The following is a 20,116-nucleotide window of genomic DNA, read 5'->3' as shown; positions in this document are numbered from 1 at the left end:
AAACCGACATGTTACTGAATTCCATCAGTCTGCCGAAGCGGCGCAGTTGCATGGGAGGTTCGACATATGGAGAAGACGGTCTCGGCTTCTGGCTCCGTTGTCAGCTCTTCCCAACCCTTTGCACATTCTCTATACACACTCATCAGTGTGTATTCGGCGTGTGCAAGGGTTCGAAAAAAAGTGACAGCGCCTTACCCTGACCCGGCCAGGCACCCCGCCGACCCTAAAAATCACTCAACGCCCGCGAGCTGCGCCGCCCGATGCTACCTCCGTGATCCGCAAGCCAGCGCCGCGCCGCATCCTGCCCCGCGTCATGCATCGCATCGAGCGAAAGACCGTCAGTTTCCAGCCGACTCGCAGCCGACTGCCGCGCGAGGGCAGCACCGCCATCGAGGTGATGGAAGCGCAGACGTGCGATCTGTCGGTGCCGACGCGAGAGTGACCAGCGACCGGGTAATCCCGCATCCGCCTGCCAGGTGGCGATCCAGTGCAGCTCACGCAAAAGGTGGGTGCTGAACCCCAGTTCGCGGGTGCGTTGCAGAATGCCATCGACGCGTCGCGGCGGTATTCCCGACGCACGCTCCGGCAGGAGCTGGATAAGCATCAAATCATTCGAATGCGCCGCCTCGACCAGGGGAAGCAGCGCGGGATTCGCGGCAAAGCCACCGTCCCAGTAATACCGCCCCTCGATCTCGACCGCCTGGAAAAGCGTCGGGATACAGGTGGACGCAAGGAGCACATCCACACTCAGCTCGTGCCGCTCAAAGAGCCGGAGCTGGCCGGTTTCGACATCGGTAGCAGCGATGAATAGCGGTGACTGGCCGCCGGCACGAAGCGCCTCCCAGTCGAGGGAGTCCCTGAGCAACTGGCGAAGCGGATTGAAGCCGGCGGGATTGAACTGGTAGGGCGAGGCCATCGCCGTCACCGCCTTCAGCGCCTCCCCCTGGAGCGACTCATCGAGGCGCCAGGGCAGTCGCATAAGCGCATTCATCTGCCCGATACCCTCCTAGAGAGCCTGCAGTGCGGCTCGGGCGCCCTTTGCCCCATCGGCGGCCCAGCCCGAGGCAAGCGCCACTGCGTTGAGGGCGCCGGCACTCGTCCCGCTCAAGCCCGCCGGCCGGATGCCGGCAGCCAGAAGGCCGTCGAGCGCTCCCCAGGTAAAGGCCCCGTGAGATCCACCGCCCTGCAACGCAAGGGCCAGCGGCGCATCAATCCTCTGCATAATGACACCCGCCTTTCAACGTTCCGAAGGACATCATATTCGAAGTGCATCCAGTGCGGTAAACCTGGAAAGGACGCGATCCAGATGCCGAGATTTCGCTACTATGCAGATAGCTAAACCAACGGGTTGAGGTCATTCAATGTACGAACGTTTTTACAACCTGATCGGAAAACCCTTCCAACTCAGCCCAGATCCGGCATTTTTCTACGGCAGTCGCGGCCACAAGCGTGCAGCGGCGTACCTCGAATACGGTGTCGAACAGGGCGAGGGGTTCATCGTCATTACCGGCGAGGTGGGCGCCGGTAAGACCACGCTGGTGCGGAATCTTTTCCGGAGTCTACCTCTCAATCGTGTGGTTGCGGCACAGATCGTGAGCACTCAGCTGGATGCCAACGATATGCTCGGAGCGGTCTGTTCGGCCTTTGGCCTCGGGACCGAAGGCGGCAAGGCGGAGCGCCTGTTCAGGCTCGAAAAACACCTGCAGGCCTGTCAGCGTGCCGGCAAGCGTTGCCTTCTGGTGGTCGACGAGGCGCAGAACCTGTCGCCGGCTACTCTCGAAGAACTGCGGATGCTGTCCAATTTCCAGTCGGACAGTGGGTCGTTGCTGCAAAGTTTTCTCGTGGGCCAGCCGGAATTCCGTGACATGTTTCAGGGCGACGCTATGCGCCAGCTGCGCCAGAGGGTCATAGCGACCTGTCATCTTGGCCCGTTGAACGCCGACGAGACGCGCGAATATATCGAACACCGACTCCGCAAGGTCGGTTGGGAGCAGGATCCGTCATTTACCGATGCCGCCTTCGATGCACTCCACCGCTACTCGGAGGGCGTCCCGCGCCGGATCAACACTGTCTGTGATCGCTTGCTACTCATGGCCTCTCTTGAAGAGCGCCATGAAATCGACGCCGATGGCGTACAGGAAGTCGTGGACGAGCTGGATCAGGACTTCGGTGTCCGGGAACAGATACCTGCCCCCGACGCACTACAGCCACCAACGGATGATCCGCCCGCGCCAACGCCACCGGCATCATCGCAACCAGCCGATGACGCAACACACACGGCTGCCCAGCTCGAGCGTTTTGCCTCCTATACGACGGCCGTGTCGCGTCGAATCCTCAAAAACCTGCGGCAACGCCACTAAGCCGACTGAACACTTTGACAGCGTCGGTGTTTTTTACACTTTTGATGGGCAGACCTTTGAGAATTTGGCTCTGGAGTATTTTTATTTCGTAAAGTCAAATACTTAAAAAGATGGCCCGTTACTTGCAAACAAATGGTCAGGGAAGGAGAACCATTCCCGAACAGCATCAACAGGCATCTTGGAGTTGGACAATGACCATTATCAATCGCAGGAAGAAATCCCTGACCGCCCTTGCCACCGTCGCACTTATGGCGGCTGCCGGTGGCGCACACGCAAGCTTTATCCTCAGCTTTGCAGACCAGAGTCGGCCCTTCGACGAGACCTTACAGGATGGCCCTGTCGCGGGAGAGTTTAATGGCGCCGCATTCGATGCCGAGGCCGACTTCTTCGCGCGTCTCGATTCAAGGACCACCGAAACCTTCGAGAGCTTCGATGACAATCGACCGCTATCACCTGTTACATCGGTTGGTTCGTTCCTGCCGGGTCCGCTAGCGAACAATGGCACGGGAACGAACTGTGTCTCCGGCTGCACTGAGCCGGTCGTACTCAATCAGGCGGATGTCGACGGGAACACGGGTCGTTACGACGTCACCGGGCCAAATGGTCAATATTACCTGGACAGTAACGACTTGACTCAGGTGAGGTGGGAACTCGGCACTGCCGATCCTGCGCTGGATTCGAGCTATAACGCCATTGGCTTTTACCTGATGGATCCCAGTGACCAGAAAGCAACGTTCGAGATCAGCACGTTGGCTGGCACCGAGCTTTTCACTATTCCCGAAATGATGAGCGGTACCAGGAAAGATGGTGATCTCATCTACCTGTCGGCCATCTCGACGGCTGGAGCCATCACCAGCGCGTCAATCTTGTTTACAAACACTGATGGGAATACGTCGGATGGCTTTGGCCTCGACAATGTCACCGTTGGTGTACCGGCTCCCGGGATGCTGGCGATGCTCGGCAGTGGACTGATGGCGCTGGGGCTTTTCGGTCGCCGTCGGAAGGATCGCCTCGCGGCTTAGCACCACGTCTTCGGCATGGTAATTCCAGGTCGGTCAAAGGAGGCCCTTCGGGGCCTCTTTTTCATCGCGATCGGATTGAAATCAGGCGGCTGGAAACGCGCACAGTCTCAAAACTGTGATAGAACTAATCAAAAGGATTTCACTGCCCAAGGGAGAATCGACATGACGGCAGTTTTTCGCACACTGGTTATCGGACTCACGGTGAGCCTGGTTGTTGGTTGTAGTGGCACCAGCGGACGCGGCTCGGCAACACCGGATGATGGAAATATCGAAACGCCGGCCTACGTGATCGGGGCCGGGGATCAGCTCCAGATCAACGTGCGTAACAGCCCGGATCTCTCTGTCGGCCTGCCCGTCCGGCCCGATGGCCGGATTTCGATACCCATGGTGCGCGATATCCAGGCGGCGGGCCGCACCACGTCGGAGCTCGCCGATGCGCTGGAGGACGAGCTCTCCGAGGTCATTCTCAACCCCATCGTGACGGTCATTGCATCCGGCTTCGTGGGCACCTATGCCGACCGGATTCGCATCATTGGACAGGCAACACAGCCACAGGCGCTGGCCTACCGGCGGGGCATGACAGTGCTCGATGCCATTATCCAGGTCGGTGGCTTGACCGAATTCGCGGCCGGTAACCGCGCCAAAATTATTCGGCGCGATAAAAGCGCAAACGAGGAAATCATCGTTCGGCTCGACGACCTCGTGAACGAGGGCGATCTCAGTCAGAACTACAACCTCCAGTCGGGGGATGTCCTCGTGATTCCGGAGTCGTTGTTCTAGGGACTGATCAAGGCTAAGCGACATGCGTCGTTGATACAGACGGAAGGGAATCATGCGCGAGTTCGTCAAATACCTCCTCGGGGAGTTACGCGGTACCTGGAGATTTCGCTGGTATGGCCTGCTCATTGCGTGGGTCGTTTCGCTCGCCGGCGCGGCATCGGTTCTGACCATGCCGGACGAGTATCGGGTCACCGCCCGGGTACAGCTCGATACCCAGTCGATGCTCCGGCCACTGCTCCAGGATCTGGCCGTTGAACCTAACCTCGGGATACGCATGCGAGCGCTCACCGCAACGCTGTTGCGCCGGGAGAATGTCGAGCGGATTGCCACCGAGAATGATCTCCTTCTCACCGCCTCCACGCCTGCACAGGAAGAACGCATTCTCGAGCGCCTGGAGCAGGAAATCCTCATCCAGGGGATGAGGGATAGCCCGATCTACCAGATTGGTTACACCGCCAACGGCGCTAGCCAGGCCAAGGGGGTGGTTCAATCGACCCTCGACATCCTTACCGAGGAGGCAATGGGCGTCACCATGAGTGATGCCAGGTCTGCTACTTCCTTCCTCGAGGAACAGGTTGACGATTACGAGCAGCGACTCCGCGCGGCTGAGGAGCGTCTGGCGGAATTTCGGCGCGCCAATGTAGGAATGTTGCCCAACCAGGGTGGGGGCGACTTCTACCAACGCCTCAATCGAACCGAAGAAGAGATCGAGAACCTCGAGTCGGATCTGGAGACGGCCGAACGGCGGCGACGGAGTTTGCGTGAACAGATTGTCCGCCTCGAATCCAATCCGTCACAGAGGATTGAGCAATCACCGCGCTTCCAGCAACTCAGTGAGGATTTGCGAACAAGTCAGCAGCGGCTCGATGAACTGCTCCTGCGCTACACCGCGGAGCATCCGGATGTCCAGACTCTCGAGGACCGAATCGAGCGGCAGCGACAGCGCCGTGAGGCGCTGGAAACCGAGGATCCACCTGACCGGGCGAGAACGGACAATCGGGATAGCCTCGTCTACCAGGAGTTTCAACTGCGCCTCAATGACCTCGAATCGGAGATCGCCAGTATCCGGACGCGTCTTGAGCAAAGACAGGAACGCCGCGGAGAACTCCTCACGAAAGTTGACGAGATTACGGAAGTCGAGAAACGCCTGACCGATCTGACCCGTAACTACCAGTCGACACAGCAGCGCTACCAGACACTGATTAGCCGGCTGCAGACCGCGCAAATGACAACGGCGGCGGACCGGTCAGCCGGTCAGATGAGCATCCGCCTGGTCGACCCGCCGCGAACGCCGGAAGAGCCTGATGGCCCGCCCCGGGCATTGTTCATGACGGCCGTCGCGCCGGTGGGACTTGGCATGGGCGGCGCGTTTGCCTTTCTGCTCCACCTTGTTCGCCCCGTATTCCAGAGCCGTGAAAGGCTTGCGGAAATCAGTGGGCGCCCCGTGCTCGGATCGGTCAGCCTCGTCCTGACGCGCCGTCAGCGCCAGGTCAAGACCGGGGCCATCGCGGTGTTCGGCCTCGCGACGCTGATGCTGGTCGCCGCCGCGGTTGGCGGCGCGATATATGTGGATATGGGCGTCGAGCAGTTCCAGAACCTCATTCGGAGAGTGAATCTTTGAGTACCATCGAACGGGCCCTCAATCGCAAAAAGGCCGAACAACCGGCGTCCTCTACCGGCACGGACACGCCGATCGGGACAATGGACAATACTGGCCATTACGCCAACTTCGAGCCCTCGGGCCCCCGCCTCTTCATCGATCTGCCACGCCTGCGGCAGGCAAGCATGCTCCCCCCGACAAGCATCTCGGATCGTCTCGGTAACGAGTATCGAAGGATCAAGCGCCCACTGGTCAATAACGCGACCGGGAGAGGCGTGATGAAGGTGCCGGATGGCAATCTCATTATGTTGACCAGCGCCGTTCAGGGCGAGGGAAAAACCTTCACCGCGCTCAACCTGGCGATGAGCATTGCGCGCGATCCGGACTTCTCGGTCACCCTGGTGGATGGCGATACGGCACGCCATACCGTGTCGTCGCTTCTCGGAATCGCTGATGCGCCCGGCTTGCTCAACCTATTGGCCGACGAATCGCTCGAACCCGGCAGCCTCGTTCGGCCAACCAATATCGATTCCCTTTCCGTGCTCGCAGCCGGCGCCCATCATGAACTGAGCGAGGAACTGCTCTCGAGCTCGCGAATGGCGAGTCTCGTCGCCCAACTTGGCGGTAATACGCCCAACCATATCGTGCTGTTCGACGCGCCCCCGGTTCTGGCGGCGCCGGAAGCCGTCACGCTCTCTCATTACATGGGGCAGATCGGCATGATCGTTAAGGCCTCCTCGACGTTGCAGCACGAAGTCACGATGGCTCTCGAGCAACTCGATCAGACCAAGGCCATCAACATGATCCTCAATCAAAGCATCGACGGACCGGGTGGTGATCATTATGGCGGGTATTACGGCTATGGTTATGGCGAGGAGCGCTGATCCCGTGTTGTGGTTATGGTCTGCGCGATGGTCGCGCATTGTCACGCGAACGGCCGCCGTGGTGGTGCTTATCGTAAGCATCCAGCCCGCCGTCGGTCAGAGTCTGGATGGCTGCGGTCTGCCACTGCCGGGCGGCGCCGATCGCGACAGTGGCCTCGGGGAGCGCACCATCCAGAATCGGCAGGGCCAGCGCTTTTTGCTGGCCCCGTCGCTCACGGCCCGGCACACCACGACAGATAACGTCGCGCTGACACCGGATGGCGAGAAAGAGTCGAGCAATGTCAGCGAGATCGTTCCGGCCTTTACGTTTTGCCAGAACCGACCAGGCCTTCGCACGCAGATCGACTACCGCGCCGAGCTGCTTTATTACAGCGATGACACCAACCGTAACGACGTCCGTCACCAGTTGAACGCCTCCAACACGGCAGAACTGGCCGACAACACGGCGTTCCTGGACCTGGATGCCCAGTTCGACCAGCGCCCCCTGTCGGTTAGCGAGGCCTTCGGCGGAAACCGCGGTCTGGACACCGGCAACACGGAAGATGTGCTCGATCTGCGCGCCAGTCCCTACATTAATCAGGATCTCGGGCCCGCGGGCAGCATGCAGGCCCGGTATGCCTTCGAGACCACGGACCATGAAGAGCGCAAGGATCGAGACACGGACCGCCATATCGGGAGCGTACGCCTGGCAAGTCCCGCAGCGGCCGACCCGGTCTCGTGGCTCGGGAGTATTCGAAGCGAGCGGATTGAACGGGATGAAAGCAGTGCGTCCGACGAGACCAGCTATCTCGATAATGCCTTCGTTGAGCTCGGCTATCGCGTCCGTGGGCGTCTGACACTTACTGCCCGCAGCGGTCTGGAGACCGAGAATCTTCCGGATGGCGGGTACGACCGCTTTGGCAGCGAATACTGGGAAGCCGGTGGCCGTTGGAGCAATGATCGTACCCGCATCGAGGCACGGTTCGGCAAGCGATTCTTCGATGACACGTACTTTGCCGCCATCAACCATCGCGCCGGGCGCATCACCGGAAACCTCAGCTACCAGGAAGTACAGGACGTCCGCGCCGACGAGGATAACCCTGAACCTGATGTCGCCCTCAGTAAGCGGCTCAACGCCTCAGCCAGCTACGAAAAAGGTCGCTCGACGGTCACCGTCAACGTGTTCGACGACCGCGCCGATTTTATTCGCAGCGGCGAGGAACGCGACCGGATCGGCGTTGATACCCGCTGGCGATGGCAGTTCCAGCCCCGAACCACGCTTACCCCGAGCCTCGACTGGCAACAACTCGACGACCGCAACGGGATCGATAATGACATTTACGGCGCCCGGATCAGCCTGACGCGGCTGTTAAGCCCGGAGATGCAGGCGGGCGTTACTTTGCGCCGCGAGGAACGTGATTCGGACGATCCGAGCGTCGAATACAGAGAAAATGCGATTACGTTGGAGATTACTCGGGTTTTCTAGCGTCGGCAGAAATGATTATTTCTGTGCAATCCTTTTAATAAAATGCTTCGCGCTACCCGGTAGCGCGTTGCTTATTTCTTTTCTCCAATACCGAAGACGTCCGAAACCGGCGCCACGGTTAATCGGGATCTCTCCAAGCTCGGGCCACAACTCTCCAATAAGGTCTCGGTAAAAGCCCCTGTTCACTACATAGTCTCGCGGCAACCCAAGGCTTATCTCGTATAATCTTTGCCCACCAAACGGTTGGAGCGAAGGCATAGGCGTTGGATGACCATAAACGGCCGATCCTGCCCAACATCCATGCCGTTGCTCGATCCTTGTAAGGTCCAGCATTATTGATGCGTCCATTGACGGATGCCTGGCAAGGTCACTGATCCACCGCTCGCCTGCTTCAACGAGTATCGGATGGTGAGGTAGATAGTATTCACTGAGAAGCCGCTCACTTGTCGGAATAGGTGCTCCGATATCTGAGGGCTGGAACGGCGTGCCTTGTATTAAATCTGCACCGGTCCCGCTCATGGAGTTTATCGCCGGAGCGCGCTTCGCCACCGTCCCGCCCATACTAGTAACAGCATCGCACATCATCCGCCCGGAGCGGTTGAGCCATTCCGTGATTTCGGTGGGACTCGAGGGAACAACCGCCAGAACGCGGTGGTTAATCCCTGCCCGGCTCGCAAGCTTACGGGCCAGATGAGCGTCCAAAGACGTCTTTTCTCCAAACGTCTCAGCTCGCAGGTATTCCGTATGCCCCTTTGCGGCCGCGAGGATCAATCGCGAATCGTACCCACCGCTGAGATTAATGATGGTCTCACCGGTGGACAGGATCGCGCCGACCTGACGTCGTAAAATCTCAGCCGCTTCTGCTACCCCTTCCTTTTTTCCGTGTTTAACGACTGGCTCATGGCTTTGTGGATTCAGGTTAGGCCATACCCTCGTAACATCGAAGCTGTCCAGATCCAGCACGTGATTAGGCATTAGCCGATAAGCCCCCCTCCGCGGCGTCAGGCCAAACGGTAGGAATCCATTACGATCGGGAAACGAGAAAATTCCCTCGACGTCCGGATCCGGGGGAAGATTAACCACATTGTCCAGCACGCTCACGGTTGCCCCGACCACGCCAGCATCCGGAACATATATCGCCGGTAAACCACCGGCACTATCCTCTCTGAGCCTTAATGCCCCATCTGAACCTCGCCAGACCATGACAAATCGGCCTGCAAGGCGGGAATAGAGTGATTCGGGTGATTCCTCAACCTGCAGGCTAATCGTTGTATCGCTGCAGTACAGGTACGCTGAGTCAATCACCCACCCAATCAATCTGCCCACGTCATTTCCGGCAGCGTCCAGGATTCGCACGAGCGGTACTGAATCTGCAGCAGCGATATGCAGACCAGAGAATGTCTCTCGACGACCGCCCACGGGCGCACCGATCTCCGAGCTGGAAATCAACCATTGCTTGGGCAAGCGGAAGAAATCTATGGGATGCAGCACGGATCTCACCTTTCGTGTGTTGTTTTCATGGTGCGGGCTTTATTAACAAGCGATCTCTATCCTTAATCAATTGATACACCCTCGGCGACGGCCCATCCATAGTGCTGGTAATACCGATCTGCGAAACCCGACGTCGTTGACCCGTACTCTCGACTGTCGATGGTATATCTAGGCGCCTTACCGTACACGTCATGCTCGGGTGAGCTTAGATCTTCGTCCATCCAGCGCTCTGCGTAATCGAAGTACAGGTCCGATCGATAAAAGCGATCTCTTTCACCCATGGAACTTGCCGCCAGCGCCATAAGGGCGTAAGCCGGGCTATTAATTCGACGATAGGTTTCGCGCGTGTGCAGCGACTGCGGACACGATTCCTGCGCGGTAACAGAGGACCATTCAGAGGGATGGAGGTGCTCCTGGTGATAGCAATTTACCGATTTAGTGCTTTGTCTCCACGCAGCAGTATGTCCAGTCCAGGTCGTCATACCCTTCCCCCCGGGCACAATGGCACTATCAACGGCGCTTCGGTTTTCTTCCGGTAGTCGATACAGGTGTCGTTGCCCGCGTGTTCCGTTATCGGGATGCCGGTTACCCGTCAGGTAGACGTCCCTCATTTTCTCATCACCAAGCATTATCCCTGCGAAAATGACCGGCCACTGCCATTGAGCCGCCGTTCCCTGCATCGTCTGCCCGACTGCATAGTAGTCGATGCCAACCTGCAGAAGGTGCTTCAGGACTTCCATGCGATTGTGGGTTCGCATCGTGACCAGGACTGCAGAACGCCCTAGAAACCGACCAACCTCACGATGATAATTCGGCATATTCTCGCCGGCGTGCATATACCTACCCTGCCAACCCGGAACAGATAACAACGCCCACGGCCCCCTTAGCTTCTCGATATACTCGTAACTGGAGGGAATTCCAGCCACGGGAGTCCGGTTAGGCAGCCTCGAGAGATTGGCTTCCACGTCACTCCAGCGGTAGATCACCTTGTCCGCACCGACGTATGAGGGGCGAAACGCATCAGCGGGCGGCGGTTCCGAGACGACTGTCAGGATCCCGACCGATTGCAGCATTGGATTAATGTTCTCACCATCGGCGTCCAGGTTCCGACCTATGGCAGAAATAACCGAATTACCCGGATCAACGGTTACCGGTAGCCCATCGCGCGCTTCGATGTTCAGCGACTCATCGTATTGAATCTGTCCATATCTTGGAGTTCGGTAGCCGTCGAGTCCTTGCTTACCGTTCGCTGCGTTAATCATCGTCCCGTTTCTGTCCCCGAAATCGGATTCCTTCAGCGGCGGATCGATTTCGGTAATCGTGACAGGGCCGACGATCCAGTAATCACCCGTTATGAATCGCCCTACCTGATATTCCTTATCGAACGTCCATGTGATGCCGTGCTGGCCCAGTGATGATGCCTGACGTTCTGCCAACGCTTGAGTGGTTACTAGGCCTAGGGCGGCAAGTACCATGAGCGAGGTGGCAATTCGGCTCGAAGACGGAGCCCCTGGCATTTTCTTCATTGTTCCCAACCCCGAACAGAAACGGATTAATTATGGCCCGTGACGTCACTTACCCTCTGAATAAGACTCTTGTGGGAAAATGCGCTGGTGTCAAGATGTTCCGAGTCATGGCTCAGCACTAGCTCCCGATCTTCGAGAACACCCAAAGGATAACGATCTCCCGGCGGCCTGGACGGCCTGCCAAATTAGTGGTGACCGGTGAGAGAGACTACAGAGTTTGCTGTCGCGTCGACTGCAGGGTAAAAATCAGTGAAAAGACATGTATCGGGCAGACCGTCCCCGGGATGCGGTAAGGCGGATTTTTCAAAAATTTCGTGAGTGTAGACCCCATGACAGCAACTGACATCGCCATCATGCGAGATCGCGATCAGATCGAAAGTCTCGCAGAAGCCTGGGACCAGCTTGCTCGTCACCCGAACGCGGATCGACGTGTTTTCGACCTTGCGATCGCGTCGCATGGCAAGAATTCACATCCGACGTTGATCGCCCTATGCGGTAAGGACGGAGCGACCCATGCGCTGATTGTCGGTCGTGAGGAACCGACTGCCGTAGAGTTTCGGATCGGCTACACGTGCCTGTTCAGATTTAGCACCACTGCATTGAATATCGTATACGGTGGCATTCTCGGTGAGATCACAGCAGCCGATGCATCAGCCATACTGAAGGCAATTGATCGCAACGTTCGAAAGACAGGCGTATCGCTCGTCAAATTTTCACCGCTCTCAATCGATTCCGTTCTATACCGGGCGATCCACACGGACATCGGTACTCTAAGGAGACAATGGAAAACCGATCCTTATCGGCACTTTGCTCTTGATTTACCCGCCCATTTTCAGGATTTTCTTAACACACTCAGCTCGAAACATCGGTCCTCAATAAGACGCTACCGCAAGAAGATCGATGGCGAATTCTCCGAGCCTGTCGTTATCTCCCTATACAAAGGCCAGGACGACATTCAGGCACTTTGCGAGGCAATCGAGAAAGTCGCTGCTACCACGTACCAGCGGGGGATGGGCAGAGGCTTTTTTCATAACGCGTCCTGGGAGCGGCGACTCGAAATGGAGGCGCAGAGAAATACGCTTCGACTTTTCATTATGTACTCGGGTAAGACGCCACTGGCGTTCTGGCTCTTCGTAACCAGGGCAAACGTCGCGCATTCCGTCGCGACCGGTTACAAACCATCGGTCAGTGCATTCACCCCGGGGACACTGATTCTCGTTGATGCCGTTAGAACATTCATAGAGGAAGAATTCGATACTATCGACTGGGGCTTGGGGTATGCCGACTACAAGCAGCGTTTCTCAAACCGGGATTGGCTGGAGGCGGAAATCGGCTATGGCGCACCGAGCCCTGTCGGCGTCAGTGTTAACCTTGTGCGGTCAATCAGTATTCTGATCAACCGCCTGCTCAAAAGACTCTTCGAGCGTTTCGGAATGGTCGCGGTCATCAAGAAATACCTTCGCCAGCGCCTGCGACCGGTAGCGCGCTAGTCAGGTGGCCTCAATATCCTTTACGTAGACGCACATCCCGTCTCTGGTCTGCATTACCTTATACTGCATTGACACAAGCAGATGTCGCATCGCTACATTCTCGACCGCTGTCATCGTTCGCATATACCGTCTGCCGAGGGATCGACAACGACTCTCTGCATGCCGGCGAAACGCGCGAGCAATACCCTGCCCCTGAAAATCCGGCCGGACCATCCCGAGATCGGTCGACAGACGCTCTTCGAGTGGTACAACCATTTTCAGATCGGGTACCTCTTTCGACCCCGAGATACCCGTCCGACAAGCCGCAATTCTGCGTCGGATCACCCTGATTGCGCTAGGCGTATAGGCGATACACCGCAAATAGCAGACAGCCGGATAGGGCGGCGATTTCTGACGCTGAGACCACCGCGCCTCATCCACCACCAGCACCAGCCCCCCGACAACCTCCTCATTCACCGTTGCAACCCATGTCTCGGCACCGCACTCCTTTGCCGCGGCGACCGCACTATGCCAATAGATTGCTGACAGTGGTGGCAGCTGCCAGCGAAAGCTGGTCGGGAATGCTTGGCTTGCAATCGCCATCAGCGCTGCTTGATCGGACAGCACGGCTTTCCTGATCTGCATGAAGCCCCTCCAGCACCTTTACTCTGGTCGCAGCCGAGGCTCCGACAGGGCATCCACGGACCGTCTCTGATAATCCTCGGATCCATTATTCCAGGCACCAACGGTGCCGGCCATCGCGAGCTGAATGTACAAAAGCGTCGTCATTTGCCCGAAATACGAAACACCGAAAAACGTAACAACATGAATAAAGATCGCCACGCCAAGAAGCCAGACCATCCATTCGAGATGCTGATCCGGGAGCTCCAGAGTTTCCAGCCGTAGAAGCGCGCGTCCCACATTCCCGAATGCAAGGGTGATAAGCGTGATGAAGGTCACTAGTGTTACCACACCGCCCCGGAGACCTTCCAGCACATACTGATTCGTGATGTCACGCATAAACCAGTTCCATTTCTCCGGCTGATTTTCGCCCGTTAGAAACCAGTCCGGAAAATGATTAAAGAATGTATCGAGTATTTTGTATCGATGCCAGCCAGTGGATGAACCGGTAATATCAATTCGTGCAATAAGATGCCAGACAGGCGTATCCATGAGAAGGAAATGGAGGATGGCCGCTATTACAAAAAGGCCGAGCCACATTTTGCGTCGATGCATCCGAAGCCGAAAAAGCGCAACACCAAAAAAAGCCACCGCAGCTGATACGATCGGTGTGCTTGATGCGGTTGTCATCACGATTAGCAAGGCCGCCACTGTCCCGAGATACGGCAATTTATTTCCGCGTAACTGGTCTTTGAACGACATCCATATCAAGGGCAGCATCGCTGCCCAGAACGTGCCAGCCATAATCGGATGGGAGAACGGACCCTGGCACCTGAGCCGTCCGTCCCGAATCCGTGTTTCCAATGGCACGCCACCAAAAACGGAGAAAAGGTTGTAACGAGTCATCCATTCAAAAATAAATATAGCGGCGATGGGGATGCTCAGGATCGAGACAAATCGGGCCAGGGCAGCCCAGTCTTCGCGGGTGCTAAGGAGGGACCGCGCGGCGAAATACATCAGAAGAATGTCATAGGCCCACCCCAACCGATTAGTGAACGCGCTGACCGTACCGAAGTGAACCGTCATGATGAGCGTGCCAGTAAGACACCATAGAATCACGAAGGTGTCGACGCGATTCCATTTCATATCGACTGCATTGCCCTTTGCGACAAGACGGAGCAGATAGGCTAGAAGCAGAATACGCAGCAGATTGAAATCCGCTCCTGCAACGACCAGGCGCTGCGCCATGGGTAGTGTCGTCGCAGCAATCAGAATCGGATAAATCGCAGCTCTTTTAGGGAGTACCAAAACAGCGAAAAAGAGTATGATCGTGATGATCATCGCAACTGGGTGGATAAGAGTCTGGCCGTAAAAGCTCGAAAAACCACCCATTTGCTTTCTATCCTAATTTTACAAAGACGAATTATCTGGATCGGTGGAACGCAGGATGCATACGCCGTTTAAGGCATCGCTTGATGGTTCCGACGACGGACATAAGCTTTGCCTTTGGACTGAGCTGGCTGCACCAGAACCGGAACGTCTTCAAACCTCGAAAGGACGGGCTATAGGCCCCGATCAGCCTGAGCGTCATGATTCTCCCCCATACCGCGCCGCGAACGCTGAGCAGATTGGGCTGAGATCGGGGTAGCACATCAGGCGCCGCCGGTTTCGCAATCAGGTAACCCGCTGTCATTGCACCAAGGACGAAATCCCGACCGCGCTCCGTTCGCGCCAGTACGAGACTGGATCCAGCCTCGCCGGGCTCGACGGGCCGATACCACGGATCTCCAACCGCAATATCAGCGAACTCACCGGTGTGGTCCGCGCAGAGGCGGCAGCGCCACTGGACATGTCGGGTGAGCACGCTCCCCCACGACTCCTCGTAACTAAGCTGGGCACTTGTCGTTCCATCCCCCTCGTCGCTATAGACCGCTGTCGCTTTACCCGGCCAGCCGTTGCCCCGGTAGCGCAGCGATCGCAGCGTCGATGGATCGGAAACACCCATTTTCTCCAGCATTTCCAGGGTACCTCGGGTGGACGGTACGCCCGCGCAGAAGAAAGCAATGGTGAGCCCGAGGTTGCGATCCAGTTCCGGCCTCAAACGGCGGGCCTTGCGGGTCGCAGCGACATCACAGGGCTTGCCGATGAACACGAACGGTCCCTCGCCTTCCTCGATCGCCGCGAGACCATCGCAGGGCGACGCCGGTGCATAACGGGATCCGGTACGTGCGAGAAGCTCGGCCCGCGATCGACTGATCACGGTCTGATTCAGATAGGGAATATCCTCGCGAGCCGCGATATGCAGCACTCCCTCGTACTGCTCGGCCTCCAGTGCATACAGCGCGAGCGCGGAGGCGGCGCCGCCACTGGAGCCGCTGTAACGGAGCTCGTTATCGGCGGCAGCCCCTTCCCAGAGTTGGCGGACGGGCCCCCATCCGGCACGCAGATCCGCGATGGTGTCAGTCCCGAAGTCACTGGCATCGAGGCCAAGTTCGCCGCCCGGGCAAACGGCGGCGCCATCGCCTTCGGGCAGCGTTCGCGCCTCGGGATCGACGGGAGTCGGACGCAGTCCGGCATCGGGAACGTCCGTCATGCGAATCTCATCACGCTGGGCGTAGGCGCAGGCACCACAGCCACTGCAAAGACCGCCATCCACCACCTGCTGAAGCGAGAGCCGGGCTTTCGTCATCGATCGCTACTCAACCTTTCGTATCGCGATGCGTTGTCGCGGGCAAAGCGGGCAATCGCGGCATTCTGCTCGGTGAGTTTTTCCCGCACCGTCTCCAGGGCCGGGACAAGACTGGCTCGTGCCTCCTCGCGGGCATGGAACGAGTGTTGAAACCCGGCAAGAGCAGCGTCGGTGTCCAGACGGCGTGGATCAATGATGTGGTCCTCCTGACCGCAGCAGGCAAAAACCCCTCTTGCCTTATCACTGTATACAACACTCGCCGAAGGCACGCCACTGGAGAGCGCCGCGATCGTCGAGTGCATGCGAGTGCCGCAGAACCAGTGACAGCGGCCGATCAGTCCCTTAAGTTCCTGTTCGTCGAGGTCTGCCGGCGCGAGTCGTAGGCGATCGCCCGAATCGTTAAACATTGCGAGTACTGCCCGCGCCGCGTCTCGATCCGACTCCGGATCCCCGTCGGCGGCCAGTACATGGGGGATCAAAAGGACACGCATCCCGGTGTGTTCGAGCAGCCAGTGCAGTGCCCGGCAAACGAGTTGACGATAGTCCGCGCGAAAACCGAAGCGCCGCGGGGCCTCATCCCCCATATGCCAGATAAGGCCACTGATGTTCAGCCCGACAACCGGCGAACCGTCATTCAGCCATGCCTCGAGATCATGCCTATCCGGATGCTCCGGCCAGCGCGCCGGCAACCCGAAGGCCATATCCACACCCGACCAATGTCGTGCCGGATCAAATCCCTCACCGAGGAGGTGGCGCATCACCTCGAGACTATGATCGTCCCTCGCCCAGGCGCCATCGCTTTGCATGATCAGATCTCGGGCCCAGTGCGCATTCCGCGTATCGGCATAAGGCCCGTAGGTTTGCGGCAGCAGGAGCAGCGGACGCCTCCGGCGGATCGCAATGAGCTTGGGCAGGCAGATGCTGCGAAACCGGCTTTGCCCGTAGATATCGCTGAAACTGTCGCCGGCCGAGGCATCGACGATCACGGCGCAGGAATCGATCAGCCGGAGCATCGGGTGGTATTGGCCGAGAAGGGAGAATCGTGCCAGCGCCGCCATGGTGTGGAGATTCTCTCGACGGTAAAAGCGCCGTCCGCCGCGGGCACCACAGAGCAGAATGGGCATATCATCGTCGCCGACCCGGAGTGTCGAGCGGCGAATCCCCTTGCCGTAGTCGAAAATTACCGGCTCAGCCTCGGGCAGAGCCTCTTTCAGCGCCGCGAGGAACGACTTGCAAAGCGCCGAAACACCCATGTTCGCCGTGTCCGGGGCCATTCCGAACGCACCGATCCGGAGGGGCGCGGCGTTACCGGTCTCTGACGGCTTCATGCAACCGGCTCCGGAAATCCGGCGAGCCACTCGCCGCGTCGTGACCAGACCCGGGACCATGCCCTCGCCTGCTCCCGGTAGCGGTGGGCGCCAAGACCGCTCAGGAGCCGGTGGGCCAGCATGCGCGACAACGGCCAGGCCGCCAGTAGTGCCAGTCCGAGGTGTTTCTGCCCGCGCGGGAAGTGCACCTGGATCAGGGTCGACTTCGCGGTGATCAGACGAACCAGCTTGTCGGCCCTGACCCGTTCCGAGGAGCCCCCGTGGTGGACAATGCACGCATCCGCGTGAACGATCGGCCGTGCCCCCGCCGCCTGTGCCCGCAGACACAGGTCCGCATCTTCGCCATACATGAAAAATCGCGGACTGAACCCTCCGAGACGCTCGAAAAGCGCTCGATCAATAAGCAGTAGACAGCCGGAGACGATATCCACCGGCGTCGGCTCGCTCGGGGAGAGTTTCAGCACCCGCTCGGGATTGAGTAACTGCGAACGCCGTGCCAGCGAGGACAACCCGGTGGCTTGAACCAGCAGGCTCCAGAGCGTCTGGCGACGCCAGCAGGATGCAGGATTGGGCGTACCGTCAGCGTAAATGGTACGCCCGCCCCAGACACCTGCCTGTGGCCATTCCGCCCGCAGCGCCATGAGGCGGTCGATTGCCCCGGGTAGGACCTCGGTGTCCGGATTCAGCAATAACAGCGCATCGCCCGTGGCATATCGGGCCGCCTCGTTGTTGGCGCCGGCGAAGCCCCGGTTGCGTGAGGAACGAATCAATCGTGCCGTTGGGAACTCATCCTCGATCGCGTCCGCCGATCCGTCGTCGGAGGCGTTATCGATGATGATCAGCTCGAAGGGGTGACCCGCGTTTTCGTAGAGCGCACGGATGGCGGCAAGCGTCAGATCACGCGTGTTGTAGCTGACGATAATGACACTCAGACGGGCCATATCACTCATGATAACGGTGGCTCTTGCCGAAGTTCCGCGGACAGGCCCGCCGCTTCCAGCGCTGCGATCGTATCGATTGCCTTCTGCGCCCAGGTATGACCGCGAACCCGCGCTCGGCGCGCCTCTGAATCACCCGGATGGGAAAGGGCCTTGCGGATTGCCCGGGCAAACGCCTCGGGCGTGTCCGCCTCGATCACTTCGTCGCCATAGTGGGCCAGTTCCGGAAATGGTGTGCTTACGACGGGCCGACCGATCGCCAGGTATTCCTTGAGCTTGACCGGGTTGCAGGCGTGGATCCACTCGTTACGGTTCCACGGCATGATCAGGGCATCGCAAGCGGCCATGTAACTCGGTACGGATGCGTAGGGGCGCTGCCCCAGCAAGTGGACATTGGGCAATGCGCACCAGTCCTCGGGCAGCGAGCAGGCCCCCACCAGTACGAAAGAGATATCCGGCAGTTGTTCTGCCACGGTCTTGAAAAAGGCCGGGTCGAAGGTGTGTGCATCGATTCCACCGATGAAGCCCACCCGTGGCCGCGAAATATCACGAAGATCCCCTGGCTCTGCCTCATCCCCTTGGGTCGTGCCCGCGAGCGCGAATCGATCGAAGTCCACGCCGTGGTCGATAAACGCGGCCCGGCGGCAATCGGCCTGCTCCGACTCGTAGAGCGACGTCGCGCAAAACACGGTCACGTCCGCCTGTGCCTTCAAATCCTGGTCCAGACCGGCAATATAGTCATGATCAACGCCGGTGAAGGCCTCCATGCGGTCTGTGCGTTGATAGACGAGTGCCGTATGGGAGACGTAATCGAGCACGTGCCCCGCCGGCGGGCAGGCGATCCAGAGCAGGGGTCGCTGACACCCGACCCGCCGGGCACAGCGGTTGACCTGGCGTGCGAGCTGGCGCGCGAAAAAAGGTGATGCCAGCGCCGGTCCGGGTGGCGTCCGTGCGGAGTAGACAAAGAAATTATTCGATACGCAGTGGAGTCCGCGGCGCAGGCTCCGCAGCTTGCGCAGCACGCGACGGAAAAACATGCCGCCCTCGCTCACTTGCGGCGTCTTCATGCCAATGGAATTGACGTAGAGCACGGGCATCGTCCGGCTGATTTCACGCATGATCTGCAGGTCATAATGGCCGCGGTTGTGATACCACCAGTCCACACCACCAAAGCAGATGACGCTGTCGTAGGGTTTGTTGTCGGCTCCATCCACGCGTTATCCCTCGGCTCAGTTGTTAAACCAGCAAATCCCTCACGCGTACCAGCTGAAAATCGTTTTGCCGCGCGAAATCGATGATCGCGGCCGTGAGATCGAGCACATACTCTTTATGCCGTGATGGCGTCGGCCCGCGCCGCGGTGCAGAGAAATCATGCATCAATACCACGCCGCCGCCCCTCGTACTCAGTTCATCAATCACCGAATCGATTGCGCGACGATTCCAACTATCCTGCGTATCGACGGTCCAGTAAACGAAACGTAGCCGCATCGCGATCGCCTGGAGGACCGTGGCGACGGTCGCCTTACCGAATGGGGGCCGAAAGAGACCTGGGACCGCGTCAGCGCGCGAAAATTTGCGCTGGCAACCGGTCATATCCCTTGCAGCAGCGAGGGGGCCGGCCTTCCAGGCGTTGATATGGCTCTGCGTGTGATTACCCACATCATGACCCTGGCGGCGTAATTCATCGACGACATCGCCGCGTTTGTCGATTTCCCGACCGATCACGAAAAAGGTCGCGGGCGTGTCGCGACCGCCGAGGAGCGCACTTAATTGCGGCGTGACATCGGCGCTGGGACCGTCATCGTAGGTCAGCGCGATAGCCCGTCGGGCGACACACGCTTGATGGAGCTGCCGCGTCTGAAATGCGCGAAGCATCATCGGGAGGCCGAACCAGATCATGATCAGGGCGAAACCGGTCAGAAGAAGAATAATCACCTGCACCC

General features: G+C 58.6%; 16 protein-coding genes and 1 pseudogene. 7 read left to right on the top strand and 10 right to left on the bottom strand.

Going from position 1 to position 20,116, the window contains the following annotated elements; genetic code table 11:
* Positions 1 to 223: 223 nt before the first annotated feature.
* Positions 224 to 1,222 (bottom strand): annotated as a pseudogene (locus EV698_RS03120) (patatin-like phospholipase family protein).
* Between the two features lie 139 nt (positions 1,223 to 1,361).
* Between EV698_RS03120 and EV698_RS03115 the strand changes: the two are divergent.
* From EV698_RS03115 to EV698_RS03090, 6 genes are all read left to right on the top strand, one after another.
* Positions 1,362 to 2,360, top strand: coding sequence for an XrtA/PEP-CTERM system-associated ATPase (locus tag EV698_RS03115; protein WP_130502696.1), 999 nt, complete (start codon positions 1,362 to 1,364; stop codon positions 2,358 to 2,360).
* Between the two features lie 191 nt (positions 2,361 to 2,551).
* A complete protein-coding gene (locus tag EV698_RS03110; protein ID WP_165385706.1) occupies positions 2,552 to 3,382 on the top strand; it encodes a PEP-CTERM sorting domain-containing protein in 831 nt (276 codons plus the stop codon).
* Between the two features lie 162 nt (positions 3,383 to 3,544).
* Positions 3,545 to 4,162: an XrtA/PEP-CTERM system exopolysaccharide export protein gene (locus tag EV698_RS03105; RefSeq protein WP_130502694.1), complete on the top strand. Its 618-nt coding sequence runs from the start codon at positions 3,545 to 3,547 to the stop codon at positions 4,160 to 4,162.
* Between the two features lie 52 nt (positions 4,163 to 4,214).
* Complete coding sequence (locus EV698_RS03100; RefSeq protein WP_130502693.1) at positions 4,215 to 5,783, top strand: XrtA system polysaccharide chain length determinant; 1,569 nt, start codon at positions 4,215 to 4,217, stop codon at positions 5,781 to 5,783.
* A complete protein-coding gene (locus EV698_RS03095) occupies positions 5,780 to 6,646 on the top strand; it encodes a P-loop NTPase family protein (RefSeq protein ID WP_130502692.1) in 867 nt (288 codons plus the stop codon). Before EV698_RS03100 ends, EV698_RS03095 begins: the two co-directional genes overlap by 4 nt.
* The gene (locus EV698_RS03090; protein ID WP_165385705.1) at positions 6,630 to 8,111 is read left to right on the top strand and encodes a TIGR03016 family PEP-CTERM system-associated outer membrane protein; all 1,482 of its coding nucleotides are present in this window, start codon (positions 6,630 to 6,632) and stop codon (positions 8,109 to 8,111) included. Before EV698_RS03095 ends, EV698_RS03090 begins: the two co-directional genes overlap by 17 nt.
* Before the next feature lie 15 nt (positions 8,112 to 8,126).
* On the opposite strand, the gene EV698_RS03085 is transcribed toward EV698_RS03090, so the two are convergent.
* Positions 8,127 to 9,602, bottom strand: a complete 1,476-nt coding sequence (locus tag EV698_RS03085) for an asparagine synthase-related protein (RefSeq protein WP_130502690.1) — start codon at positions 9,600 to 9,602, stop codon at positions 8,127 to 8,129.
* A gap of 62 nt (positions 9,603 to 9,664) precedes the next feature.
* Positions 9,665 to 11,128, bottom strand: a complete 1,464-nt coding sequence (locus EV698_RS03080; protein WP_130502689.1) for a hypothetical protein — start codon at positions 11,126 to 11,128, stop codon at positions 9,665 to 9,667.
* Between the two features lie 329 nt (positions 11,129 to 11,457).
* Between EV698_RS03080 and EV698_RS03075 the strand changes: the two genes are divergently transcribed.
* A complete protein-coding gene (locus tag EV698_RS03075) occupies positions 11,458 to 12,618 on the top strand; it encodes a GNAT family N-acetyltransferase (protein ID WP_130502688.1) in 1,161 nt (386 codons plus the stop codon).
* On the opposite strand, the gene EV698_RS03070 is transcribed toward EV698_RS03075, so the two are convergent.
* The 7 genes from EV698_RS03070 to EV698_RS03040 are packed head-to-tail and all read right to left on the bottom strand — an operon-like array spanning position 12,619 to position 20,114.
* Positions 12,619 to 13,242: a GNAT family N-acetyltransferase gene (locus tag EV698_RS03070; RefSeq protein WP_130502687.1), complete on the bottom strand. Its 624-nt coding sequence runs from the start codon at positions 13,240 to 13,242 to the stop codon at positions 12,619 to 12,621.
* Between the two features lie 18 nt (positions 13,243 to 13,260).
* Positions 13,261 to 14,610, bottom strand: a complete 1,350-nt coding sequence (locus tag EV698_RS03065) for a hypothetical protein (protein WP_130502686.1) — start codon at positions 14,608 to 14,610, stop codon at positions 13,261 to 13,263.
* Positions 14,611 to 14,641: 31 nt separating this feature from the next.
* Positions 14,642 to 15,907 (bottom strand): Coenzyme F420 hydrogenase/dehydrogenase, beta subunit C-terminal domain, encoded by a 1,266-nt coding sequence (locus tag EV698_RS03060; RefSeq protein WP_239016189.1) that lies wholly within the window; start codon positions 15,905 to 15,907, stop codon positions 14,642 to 14,644.
* The gene (locus EV698_RS03055) at positions 15,904 to 17,235 is read right to left on the bottom strand and encodes a polysaccharide pyruvyl transferase family protein (RefSeq protein WP_165385704.1); all 1,332 of its coding nucleotides are present in this window, start codon (positions 17,233 to 17,235) and stop codon (positions 15,904 to 15,906) included. Before EV698_RS03055 ends, EV698_RS03060 begins: the two co-directional genes overlap by 4 nt.
* Positions 17,232 to 18,185 carry a glycosyltransferase family 2 protein gene (locus tag EV698_RS03050; RefSeq protein WP_130502684.1) on the bottom strand — a complete coding sequence of 318 codons (954 nt, stop codon included), beginning with the start codon at positions 18,183 to 18,185 and terminating at the stop codon, positions 17,232 to 17,234. Before EV698_RS03050 ends, EV698_RS03055 begins: the two co-directional genes overlap by 4 nt.
* On the bottom strand, positions 18,182 to 19,387 hold the full coding sequence (locus tag EV698_RS03045; protein ID WP_130502683.1) for a glycosyltransferase: 1,206 nt from the start codon (positions 19,385 to 19,387) through the stop codon (positions 18,182 to 18,184). Before EV698_RS03045 ends, EV698_RS03050 begins: the two co-directional genes overlap by 4 nt.
* A gap of 22 nt (positions 19,388 to 19,409) precedes the next feature.
* Entirely contained in the window at positions 19,410 to 20,114 is a 705-nt protein-coding gene (locus EV698_RS03040; protein WP_130502682.1) for a polysaccharide deacetylase family protein, read from the bottom strand.
* Positions 20,115 to 20,116 lie beyond the last annotated feature (2 nt).

It is taken from the genome of Spiribacter vilamensis (assembly GCF_004217415.1).
Taxonomy (GTDB): Bacteria; Pseudomonadota; Gammaproteobacteria; order Nitrococcales; family Nitrococcaceae; genus Spiribacter; species Spiribacter vilamensis.
Note: the sequence above shows the minus strand (reverse complement) of the source record. Positions and strands in the feature narration are given on the sequence as shown.

What these genes read in the sequence shown, in the direction of transcription:
- EV698_RS03115 (WP_130502696.1), top strand. Translation starts at nt 1,362, where the DNA reads ATGTACGAACGTTTTTACAACCTGATCGGAAAACCCTTCCAACTCAGC.
- EV698_RS03110 (WP_165385706.1), top strand. Translation starts at nt 2,552, where the DNA reads ATGACCATTATCAATCGCAGGAAGAAATCCCTGACCGCCCTTGCCACC.
- EV698_RS03105 (WP_130502694.1), top strand. Translation starts at nt 3,545, where the DNA reads ATGACGGCAGTTTTTCGCACACTGGTTATCGGACTCACGGTGAGCCTG.
- EV698_RS03100 (WP_130502693.1), top strand. Translation starts at nt 4,215, where the DNA reads ATGCGCGAGTTCGTCAAATACCTCCTCGGGGAGTTACGCGGTACCTGG.
- EV698_RS03090 (WP_165385705.1), top strand. Translation starts at nt 6,630, where the DNA reads ATGGCGAGGAGCGCTGATCCCGTGTTGTGGTTATGGTCTGCGCGATGG.
- EV698_RS03080 (WP_130502689.1), bottom strand. Translation starts at nt 11,128, where the DNA reads ATGAAGAAAATGCCAGGGGCTCCGTCTTCGAGCCGAATTGCCACCTCG.
- EV698_RS03075 (WP_130502688.1), top strand. Translation starts at nt 11,458, where the DNA reads ATGACAGCAACTGACATCGCCATCATGCGAGATCGCGATCAGATCGAA.
- EV698_RS03070 (WP_130502687.1), bottom strand. Translation starts at nt 13,242, where the DNA reads ATGCAGATCAGGAAAGCCGTGCTGTCCGATCAAGCAGCGCTGATGGCG.
- EV698_RS03065 (WP_130502686.1), bottom strand. Translation starts at nt 14,610, where the DNA reads ATGGGTGGTTTTTCGAGCTTTTACGGCCAGACTCTTATCCACCCAGTT.
- EV698_RS03060 (WP_239016189.1), bottom strand. Translation starts at nt 15,907, where the DNA reads ATGACGAAAGCCCGGCTCTCGCTTCAGCAGGTGGTGGATGGCGGTCTT.
- EV698_RS03055 (WP_165385704.1), bottom strand. Translation starts at nt 17,235, where the DNA reads ATGAAGCCGTCAGAGACCGGTAACGCCGCGCCCCTCCGGATCGGTGCG.
- EV698_RS03050 (WP_130502684.1), bottom strand. Translation starts at nt 18,185, where the DNA reads ATGAGTGATATGGCCCGTCTGAGTGTCATTATCGTCAGCTACAACACG.